The sequence below is a fragment of the Xanthomonas sp. NCPPB 1067 genome, from assembly GCF_020783795.1.
Classification (GTDB): domain Bacteria; phylum Pseudomonadota; class Gammaproteobacteria; order Xanthomonadales; family Xanthomonadaceae; genus Xanthomonas; species Xanthomonas melonis.
Genome location: NZ_JAJGQG010000009.1, coordinates 150,145 through 160,503 on the forward strand (window position 1 = coordinate 150,145; position 10,359 = coordinate 160,503).

Annotated in this window: 9 protein-coding genes; 2 read left to right on the forward strand and 7 right to left on the reverse strand. The window is 65.9% G+C overall.

Annotation, left to right across the window (positions count from 1 at the left end; genetic code table 11):
• The first annotated feature begins 100 nt into the window (after positions 1-100).
• Positions 101-2,446 carry a GH92 family glycosyl hydrolase gene (locus tag LL962_RS09680; protein WP_228316739.1) on the forward strand — a complete coding sequence of 782 codons (2,346 nt, stop codon included), beginning with the start codon at positions 101-103 and terminating at the stop codon, positions 2,444-2,446.
• Between the two features lie 262 nt (positions 2,447-2,708).
• On the opposite strand, the gene LL962_RS09685 is transcribed toward LL962_RS09680, so the two are convergent.
• Both LL962_RS09685 and LL962_RS09690 read right to left on the reverse strand, forming a co-directional pair.
• The gene (locus LL962_RS09685; protein WP_104584409.1) at positions 2,709-3,593 is read right to left on the reverse strand and encodes an NAD(P)H-hydrate dehydratase; all 885 of its coding nucleotides are present in this window, start codon (positions 3,591-3,593) and stop codon (positions 2,709-2,711) included.
• Entirely contained in the window at positions 3,594-4,382 is a 789-nt protein-coding gene (locus tag LL962_RS09690) for a histidine phosphatase family protein (RefSeq protein WP_228316740.1), read from the reverse strand. It abuts the gene before it with no gap.
• Positions 4,383-4,556: 174 nt separating this feature from the next.
• Between LL962_RS09690 and LL962_RS09695 the strand changes: the two genes are divergently transcribed.
• Positions 4,557-5,186, forward strand: coding sequence for a TetR/AcrR family transcriptional regulator (locus LL962_RS09695; RefSeq protein ID WP_228316741.1), 630 nt, complete (start codon positions 4,557-4,559; stop codon positions 5,184-5,186).
• Between the two features lie 117 nt (positions 5,187-5,303).
• Here the strand turns inward: LL962_RS09695 and LL962_RS09700 are convergent, their stop codons facing one another.
• The 5 genes from LL962_RS09700 to LL962_RS09720 form a co-directional block, all read right to left on the reverse strand.
• Positions 5,304-6,506: a hypothetical protein gene (locus LL962_RS09700; RefSeq protein ID WP_228316742.1), complete on the reverse strand. Its 1,203-nt coding sequence runs from the start codon at positions 6,504-6,506 to the stop codon at positions 5,304-5,306.
• Between the two features lie 63 nt (positions 6,507-6,569).
• Entirely contained in the window at positions 6,570-8,075 is a 1,506-nt protein-coding gene (locus LL962_RS09705) for a M48 family metalloprotease (RefSeq protein ID WP_228316743.1), read from the reverse strand.
• Positions 8,066-8,440 carry a hypothetical protein gene (locus tag LL962_RS09710; protein ID WP_228316744.1) on the reverse strand — a complete coding sequence of 125 codons (375 nt, stop codon included), beginning with the start codon at positions 8,438-8,440 and terminating at the stop codon, positions 8,066-8,068. Before LL962_RS09710 ends, LL962_RS09705 begins: the two co-directional genes overlap by 10 nt.
• Positions 8,441-8,444: 4 nt before the next feature.
• On the reverse strand, positions 8,445-9,890 hold the full coding sequence (locus tag LL962_RS09715; RefSeq protein WP_228316745.1) for a CHASE2 domain-containing protein: 1,446 nt from the start codon (positions 9,888-9,890) through the stop codon (positions 8,445-8,447).
• Positions 9,891-10,084: 194 nt separating this feature from the next.
• The coding region (locus LL962_RS09720) for a hypothetical protein (RefSeq protein WP_228316746.1) at positions 10,085-10,359 on the reverse strand (275 nt) is incomplete at its 5' end.

Below are 10,359 nucleotides of genomic sequence, written 5' to 3' on the forward strand. Positions count from 1 at the left end.
GACCCCGACCACAGCCAGCACGCGATGCGCAGGCGCACGCATGGTCCGCTGTCGCCGCTGTGCTACGGTCCGGCGCTGCATCCGCCCGGAGCCGCTTCGCATGCCGCATCGATCGATCGTTTCCCGCCTGCGCTGGCTGGCCATGTTTGCCGCCGTCGCGTCCTTCGCGTGTCCCGCCGCCCCGCGCGCGGCCGCGTCCGCCTTCGACGCAGTGGACCCGTTCATCGGCACAGGTGGCGAAGGCCATACCTACCCCGGCGCCACGGTGCCGTTCGGCATGGTGCAGTTGAGTCCGGACACGCAGATCAAGCCGCGCAAGGAGGCCTACGGCTGGGCGGCAGGATACCGACACAGCGACACCACCATCGTGGGCTTTTCGCATACGCATTTTTCCGGCTCCGGACACTCGGATCTGGGCGACATCCTGCTGATGCCGCAAACCGGGCAGGTCAAGCTGGAACGCGGCGATGCCAGCAAGCCCGGCAGCGGCTACACCGCGCAGTTCGACCACGCCAGCGAACAGGCGCAGCCCGGCTATTACGCGGTGACCTTGAAAGACCGCGCTATCCGCGCCGAACTCACTGCCAGCGCGCGCGTGGGCGTGCATCGCTACCGCTTTCCCAAGGGCGTGCCGGCGCATGTACTGGTGGACCTGCGCACCAGCCTGTACGACTACCCCGGCAAGGTGCAGTGGTCGCGGCTGCGCGTGCGCGCCGATGGCACCGTGACCGGCTTTCGTGAAACGCGCGGGTGGGCACCGGGCCGGCAGCTGTACTTCGCGATGCGCTTCTCGCGCCCGCTCACCGCCACGCAACTGCACGACACCGAACAGGACATCCCGTACAAGGGCTTCCCGCCGCCGGGTGACAAGAACCCCGCGCAGCGCGCGCAGATCGAAGGCAGGCAACTGGTCGGTGTGTTCGATGTCGCCAACGACGGCACGCCACTGGTGGTCACCGTGGCGCTGTCGCCGGTCAGTGAAGCGGCCGCCATCGCCAACCTGCAGGCCGAAGTGCCCGGCTTCGACTTCGACCGCGTGCGCGCCGATGCGCGTACGCAATGGACGAAGGCACTGTCGGCGATCGACGCGCAAGGCACGCCACGGCAACGTACCCAGCTCTACACCGCGCTGTATCACAGCCTGCTCGGCCCTACGCTGTTCATGGACAGTGATGGCGGCTACCGCGGCCCGGACAATGCTGTGCATCGTGCCGATGGCTGGACCAACTATTCCACCTTCTCGCTCTGGGACACCTACCGCGCCCTGCACCCGTTGCTCACGCTGGTACAGCCACCGCAACGCAGCAGCGACATGGTCAATTCGCTGCTGGCCGCACGCCGCGACAGCGCCTACGGCATCCTGCCGGTGTGGGCATTCCACGGCCTGGAAACCTGGTGCATGATCGGCTACCACGCGGTGCCGGTGATCGCCGACGCCTACATGAAGGGCATCGGCGGTTTCGACGCCGACGAAGCCTTGCAGGCGATGGCGGCCAGCGCCAACTACGGCCCCTACGACGGCATCGCGCAATACCGCGAGCTCGGCTATGTGCCGATCGACGAAGAAGGCGAAGCCGCCTCGAAGACGCTGGAATATGCGTTCGACGACTGGACCATCGCGCGCATGGCCGACAAGCTCGGCAAGCACCAGATCGCCGCCGACTTCAGCAAGCGCGCCGGCAACTGGAAGCACGCCTTCGACCCGGCCACTGGCTACATGCGCGCACGCACCCGCGCCGGCGACTTCCGCGAGCCGTTCGATCCCTCCGCCAGCGGCTACGGCAGCGATTACACCGAAGGCAATGCGTGGCAGTACTCCTGGTACGTGCCGCAGGACGTGGCCGGCCTGGCGGCCGCGCATGGCGGCGAAGACAGGCTGCTTGCCCGCCTGGACGCCGTATTCGATGCCAAGGTCGACCCCAAGGTGTTCGAACACATGGAAGACATCACCGGCCTGATCGGCTGGTACGCGCACGGCAACGAGCCCAGCCACCATGTGGCCTATCTCTACGCGTATGCCGGCCAACCGTGGCGCACGCAGGCCCGCCTGAAGCAGATCATGGAAACGCAGTATCACGCTGGCCCGGAGGGCCTGGCCGGCAACGACGATCTGGGCCAGATGTCGGCCTGGTACGTGTTCACCACGCTGGGCTTCTACCCGGTGGCGCCGGGCAGCAACCAATACATCATCGGCCGCCCATTCCTGCCGCGCACCACGCTCAACCTGCCCAATGGCAAGCGCTTCAGCGTCTTCGCCGATGGCCTCAGCGATACACGTGCCTACATCGGCAGCGCCACGCTCAATGGCAAACCATTGACCCGCGCCTACCTCACGCACGAAGAGATCCAGGCCGGCGGCGAACTGCGCTTCCGCATGCAGGCCACACCGAACCGGCAGTGGGCCACCGATCCGGCGCAGCGGCCGTATTCGATGTCGGTGCAGTAAGGCTGCACCGTCAGTAATGGATGCCCATGCGCAACCCGCAGGCATACGGCCCCACCACTGGAGGCAAGCTGCAGGGGATGCCTGCGGCGACGCGTTGTGCGCTCCAGATTCCTTCTCCCATCGGGAGAAGGTGGCGCGCAGCGCCGGATGAGGGTACGGGCGTACGCAGAGCATGCGTCGCCAGCGATGCGAGTAAGCGCATCGACCGTTTGTAAAACGGTTAAGCAATCGTCCCTTCCCCCCTGTCCCGATGAGAGAGGAGCTATCTATCCGTTGCCGACCCGCGCGATAACCGATCCACGATCCCCGGAACTTCCGGCAGGATCTCCCGTGCCAGAAAACCCACGGTGCCGATCCGCGCGGCCAGCCGCTTGCCGGCTGCCGCATGCACGAACACGCCCCACAACGCTGCGGTCAATGCATCGCTTCCGCGTGCGGCAAACCCCGCAATCACGCCTGCCAGGGTATCGCCCGACCCGGAGGTCCCCAAGCCCGGCACGCCGCCGCGATGCACCCACAGCGCGCCGTCCGGCCCGGCGATGAAACTGTCCGCGCCCTTGACGATCACCACGCTGCGCATCTTCCTGGCAAAGGCCAGCGCGTACTCGGCAGGTGCCGCTTCCACCGCCGCCTTGTCGTCATCGGCGAGCGCAGCCATCTCTCCCGCGTGCGGCGTCAGCACGAACGGCCGCCCGGCCGGTGCACGCAAGCGCCTGGACAATGCACCCGCATCGAGCACCAGCGTGCATACCGCCTGCGCAATCGCGCGCTGGACCAGAGCCGCCGTGGTGGCGGTGGATGTCATGCCCGGGCCGATCACCGCCGCATCGCATGCGGCCATGGCCGCATCCAGTGCGCGGTGCCCGCGCACGATCTCGCCCTGCGCGTTCTGCCCCAACCCCAACACCATCGCTTCCGGCACTGCCAACGCCATCCCTGGCGCCACGCCTGCCGCGGTAGCGATCTGCAGCTTGCCGGCACCCGCACGCAAGGCCGCCTCGCCCGCCAACAGCGCAGCGCCGGGGATACGCGTGGAGCCCCCCACGATCAGCACCCGCCCACGCTGCTCCTTGTCGCCACCCGGTGACGGCAGCGGCATCGTGCGCAACGCCGCGGCCGTCAAGGTGCGCATCCGCGTGGCACGCATTCAGCGTGCCCCGGCCGGGCGGTCGGATTCGGTGGTCACCGGCTCGTCGGCCAGCTCCGGCGGCACGAACTTGGTGCGGATCAACTGCAGTGACTGCCCATCGGTGGTGGCCGCGTAGTCGGTGACGCCGCAATTGGGCACATCGCCTTCGCGGTCGATGCCCAGGATGGTGGCTTCGTCCATCCGCTCGATCAGATAGCGGAAGCAATTGACGATCACCTGGTGCCCCACCACCAACACGCGTGCACCCACATGATTGCGCTGGAGGTCGCCCACGATGCTGCGCAGGCGGAAGATCACATCGCACCAGCTCTCACCACCGGGCGGACGAAAATAGAACTTGCCCACCAGCTTGCGCTGCTCGGCCAGTTCCGGAAAGGTCGCCAGAATGCCGGCGGTGGTGTAACGGTCGAGCACGCCGAACTCCTTCTCGCGCAGCCGCTCGTCCACGCTGACCGACTCGGCCGGCTGCCCCAGCGCACGCGCCACCGCAGCGGCCGTCTGCCGCGCACGCACATAGGGGGAACTCAGGATCAAGGTCGGCCGCTCCAACTCGGGCAGACCGGCCATCCATGCACCAAGCGCCTCGGCCTGGCGCTCGCCCAGCGCCGACAACGGCACATCTGCATCGCGGTGTTCCAGGTCGATCAGCGACGCGCCGTTTGACTCGGCCGCATCGCGCGCCACATTGCCCGAACTCTGCCCGTGCCGCACCACCCATAACCGCGCCGGCCACTGTGCCGACACACCGGCTACCGCACTGTTCTCACTCACATGCGTCTCCAGCACAACGTCGACCTCCCGTGTCGCACAGCCACCGTGAAAAGACGGTCGACCAGCGCATCTGTGACCTGCGTTTCAATACGCACACGCATCCATGACTGATGGCACAGCAACAAGCGAACGCGACGGAAGGGCAACGCCGCGCCGGTATACTGCAGCCCCCCGCAGACCTGCTGCCCCATGTCCAACGTTCTGCTGCTGCGCACGGCGAAAGAGCGCGAAGAATTGCTGCTGGAAGAGGTGCTCGATGCCACCGAACGATGCATCGACGAGGTGGGCCTGGGCGCCACCAGTTTCGAGCTGATCGCAGAACGCGCCAAGGTCAGCTGCGGCAGCTTGCTGCAGCGCTTCGAAGACAAGGACGCGCTGGTGCGCGCCTTGCTGGAACGCAACTACATGCGCGCCATCCGCCAGATGTGGCTGGTGCAACGCCCGGCCGACGTGCACGTGGTGGACTTCATCGCCGGACTGCTCGAAGACTGGCTGCTGCAGGAAATCAACATCAAGCGCACCCGCATCGACCTGGAACTGCACCTGGCCACCCTGCGCGACCCGGTGCTGGCCGCCTTCATGCGCCGGCAGAGCGCATCGCTGATCGAACACCTCAGCGCACTGCTCAAGCGGCTACTGCGCGGCCACGCCGACCCCGCCAGCAGCGAACACGAATTCCAGGCCCGCGTCTTCGCCGTCGCCGCCATGTGCGGCGGCCTGCACAGCGTGATGACCAGCGGCATGGAACTCAACCGCATGCATCTGCAGTTGATCCTGCGCGAGAGTTTGTCGGGGATTTTGAAGTCTGCGCCGGTGTGACCGGCGGCCTGGTGCCACCCTGTTGAGGGACGACATCTGCGCGTGGCGAAATTCCTGCGTCAGTGCTGGCAGCCTCTCTTGGCATGCCGAGGACCACTGCATCCAACACGCCTCGGGTCATCGCGTCGGCGCTGCCGTGGCGGCGACCTTCCTGGACTTACCCACCCTGCTCCAGCTCAGGATCTGGCTTGCTGGGATCAGCAGGCGAGGCCTACTTTCGTCGGCAAGTCCGCCCGGCTGCGTCACATAGAAATCCGATCCTAGGCGGGTGACGATATCCACCGCCGGCAGCACGAAGACAGGCGATGACGGCTGCGCTCGCCGGCAAGCTGCCTCCGGCCAACTCGCCTTGACGATCTGGCAACCCTGTTCGGTCAACTGCAACTGCACGCCATCCAGCATACCGATGCCCAGCTTGCGAACGCTGACATCGACCATGCCCAACAGTCCGCCGCTGTAGAGCAATGCGACTAGCATGGCAGGCCCCACGACTCGAAGCCGCTGGGAAAAGCCAGCCCGATGTGTGGCATAGATTGCCCAATGCATCATGATCACCATGACGGCGGAAAGGATCAGATACATCCAGTCCGCTCCTGCAGTTGGCGGAGCCAAATAGCCCACAGCGAATCCTGCCAATGGCCAGAACGCCAGATATAGCAGCAACATCAATGCCAGCGTACCGCGGCGTTTGCGCAACAGCGGCCACAAGCGGCGCACTCTGTCTAAATCCCAGGCTACCGCGAGGATCGTCAGACCGGATGCACCTATACAGAAACCGGCGACGATGCCGTAAGTCGCCACGCGTCCATGTCCGCCATGTGCGCACAGCAGCATGACAGCGTAGTAACACGCGGCCAGCACCGCTGCGCAGGCAAAGACGGGGAGTCTGTCCAAAACCCGTTTCCGTCGCTTCCCTGGCTTCAGCTGCGCGTGCCGATAATACGACCGCAGTGCACTTCTGGGTGTAACGTTCTGCTTGGCACGCAGCGGTACCGGAAGCAGATGCTGATCCACCATCAACCCAATCATCCAGGCGGGTACCACCAGCAGGGCCAGGAAGCCCAGCAGGGCCAACCCTCCGAATAACGCGACCGCACTCAGCACCACACCCAGATCGCCAAGCGACAGCGAAGGCACATACCCGATACGCAAGAAGTGCGTCAACACCATGCCACCGCCCCAGCAAGGCACCCACCACTTCAGATCGACCCCAAAGGTCTGCCGCAGCATACGCCACAGCGGCGCAGCTTGCGGCGCGTCGGTGTCCCGTGCCGTAGCCAACGGGTAGAGTGGGTCTATTGCGCGTTCAGCTCGTTGCATTAGCGTGTCTCGCTATTACTCCCTGCGTCGCAGGCAAGCGCACCTTCACCACCTCACCGCGCATCACCGCGCTTCCTCGCAGGCACGCCGCAGGCGGGGATCGCCGGTTCCCGCACAGCGCGCCAGGGCGAGCTTTGCAAGGTCGTCCTTGCCCATGCGCCGTTGGAAGCGAATGTCGTAGGGCAGCAGTTCCGGCGGGTCACCCAGGCTTTTGCGGCTGATCGCGAGCAGCTCGAGCGCTTGCTCGCGCTGGTTGTAGCGGTCCATGGCTTCCAGCGCGAATTGATGGGCAATGAACAGCGAATCGTCGCGCGCCAGCTCGCGCTGCCGTTCCAGCAATGCCGCACCCTCGTCGCTTGAATGTTCCTTCAGGCGCAACTGCAGATAGCGGCCCAGAGGCGTCTGCCCCGCAGGCCGTGCGAGCAGCGACGCCAGTGCAGTGGATGCAGCATGGCGACGCCGCGGCTGCCGGCCGGCATCGTCTTCCATCAATGTCTGGATCTGCTCCAGATCGGCAAACAGGTCGGCCACCTGCGGCTGCTGGCGCCAGGGCAGAGCGCGCATGTCCGGGCGCTCGGCATCGCCATAGCGCGCTTCGATATGTCCGCGCGCTTGCTCGGCCCGCTGCTCCGCCGCGCGGTGACCACGGCTAGCCTGGTCCACGGAACGGTTCACGCTCTGCACGACAGTCGTGATCAGGCCATCGATCAGGTTGCGGTCGCCCACCTTGCGTGCGGCCGAGTGCGCCTGATCGCTCGCCTTGAGATACCGCTCCACCGTGCCAGACAGTCCTGCCTTCGCAATCGCCTCCGCGTTGACGCGCTTGTTCTGTTGTTCCCACAGCTCCATCAGTGTCAACAATTCCATCATTCCCAGCGGGTTGTAGCCGGCAGCGATCATCAGGTCGATACCCTTGCGGTCGGCCTCCTCTTCCTGCAGGCGCATCCGCCGCGGCACGATTCCCGCCTGCACCGATTTCAACAACGCCTCGCGCATCACGGCCTCGCGCACATAGCCGGTCTCCGCATTGCCCCGGCGCTGTGCGTCCACATAGGCCTGATCCAGGTAGAGCGAGGTCAGCCCACCGCCCACATTGCTCAGCCGCTCGAGCAGACTGGCACCGGCATGGCGCATCATCACATGCGCATACTCGTGCGCAATCAGGGCCGCCAACGCATCACGGCTGGGCAGGTTGGACAGCATGCCGGCCGCGATGAAGATGGAGCCATCCTCGTTTGCATAGGCCTCCAGCAGTGGCGCCGGTGTGACATGGATCCTGGCCGCCGGCGCCGAGGCCCCGGCCACGGTGCGAATCTCCTGCAATACCTGATCCAGGTCGGCATCGAGCTGGGCGTGCTGCACGGTGCCATAAGTCCATCGCTGCCGCTGCAGCGCCGTCATGACCCGTCCCTGCCGCAGCGATTGATTGGCACCGGTGAAGATCTGCAGACCGCGGCCGATCGCGTCGATGTGTTTCTGTTTGATCAGCGTGTCGCCAGCACTGGCATACCCGGTGACCAGCAGCGCCAGCGCCACGGCGAGCAGACGGCACACCGGAGTCACCGACATCCCTCGCCGACGCCGCGCACACCGGCAGTGACCGCGTCGCTGGCCTCGCTGACCGTGCTGGTGCAACGCACGTTACCGGAAAGCGTGAGATCGCCAGCGACCTTCACCTTCAACTTGTCCAGCCAGACCGGCCCAGCCGCGGTTTCGACCAGCACATAGCCCTTGGGAGACACGCGGCTGACCCGCGCCTGACGCAGCTCAATGCCTGCCGGCAGCGGCCCTACGCGGCGAAATCTGCCATCGACCTCCTGATAGGTCATCACCTGCCCATACACCTCTGCCACATACGCCTGCTGCCGTCCCTGCGCCAGGGCTGGCTGCACCTGCAGCGCCGCCAGCAGCAGCATCGACCAAAATCGCTTCATCGCATCACCCATGTGTGTTCTCCGGCGCCTCGGCAGGCTGGGCCAAGGTTTGTTCGCGAACATCCCGCCACCCCACTGCCCTGATCGCGACAAAGGCAAGCACCAGCGTAGAAAGCCAGTGGCCTGGCGGCTGCCGCAGATAGAGCTGGGACACCAGAACGATCAACAGACTGCTACCGAGGCAGGCCACCACCACGGTAATGGCGCGCAGTCTGCGCAGCGGCACGCGTCTGGTCAGCAGCAAGGCCGCACCCGCAGCGAAGCAGAGCAGCAACATGCCGAGCAGCTCCGCCACGCGGTCGCGCCAGCTGTCGGTCGACATGTGCTGGCTGCCCCAGCTCATCAAATTGTCCAGCGCCATGGCATGCAGGTAGACGCCTGGCAGTTGCTGGTGCACGGGCGACAGCACCTGGTCGCCAAGACCGCTCAGGCGCGTGCCGATCAGCACCACACGGTCCTTCAGCACGACAGCCACCGCCGGGTCATCCAGCTGTTCCTCGAACACGGTCAGCGTGTATGCGCAGCGCTCGCGCCGTCGGTTTTCCGCCTGCGCATCGACACCGCTGGCAAGGCCATCGCGTGTCAGCCCAAGCGCGCTGTGCAGGCGGCTCCACCATCCTGCCGGCGCGGTGCGCACACACCCCAGCCCACGCGGCCGCGCCTGCACGCGCGGCAATGTCGAGCCCCACTGCACCGCCATGGGCGTGCCCAGCACTTCTGAACTCAGTGCCTGCGCACGCTCGCGGCAGCCCGCGCTCGAGCGTGTCCGGCAGGCCTGCTGATACAACGCCAGGGCCACCGAACGATAATCCGCCCCGAACCCCGGCCCGGTGGACAGCGGCGGTATCCAGCCTTCGTCGCGCACGTTCTCGGCTGCCAGCAACAGCGGATAGTCGCTGCCCACGCCCCTCCAACTGGTCACCACATCCTGGGCAACAGGTGTAACGCCGCTCTCGGTCGCAACCGGGCCCGTGCTGCAGCCGGATGCGGCAGAGCCCACCCCGGAGAAGATGGAACGCCGCCCCGGCGCCGATACCCCGAACAACACCGGCACCTTCGCGCAGCCGATCTCGGCCGCGATGCCGTCGCGCGCGTCCGCATAGCTATCGTCGTAGTCGCGCCGCCGCTCCATCAGGATGTCGACATAGACCGCCCGCGGCCGCTGCGCCAACACCCGCCGCAGCACCTCGTCGTAATAGTTGTAGCGCGGCGGCCACGCCAACTCGCGCGCCCGCAGAGTGTGGTCGTCGATCAACACCACCGCGATATGGTCCTGCGCAATCGTCGGCGGCGAACCGGCGGGTGTCGGCGGCATCCCATAGAACGGTGCGAACATCCGTCCCGCGATCCGTTGCGACTGCACTTCACTGGCACGCTTCAATCCAAACGGATCGAGCACGCCGACGACCACCGTCAACAGGAACACTACTACGAAGATGCGCAGGCTCACATCCACCCAGCGCAACGCCCACGCAGCAGGTCGCCGCAGCCAGGCACGGCGCCCGATCATGTCACTGAGACCGACCAATCCATCGCCCTGCTGTTGCAGGCTGACCGGCGCCCCCGCGCCCGGCTGGTCCGTCGAATTGTCCTGTGCGCCCAAACCTGGCTCCTGCCACAAGGCCGGCGCATCAGGCGGCCGGCTCATGGGTCGCTAGCGGCAGCGATCCGGCTGGCTTGAGCGTCTGATGTGCAGAGTGTGATGTGCTTGGCAGCGAGGTCTTCGTAGTGGCAGAGCTGCCCAGCCAGACGGGTGACAGCGAACGCCGAATATCGCTTCATCGGCAATGGCATGCCGCCCCCTTCCACTTGCACGATGGCAGCGTTGGATGCAGAGGCACCTGTCAACGCCGATTTAAATCTGACCCACTTTCCGTCGAATCGCCGAAGTAAATCTGACCCACCCGGGGTCTGCTTCC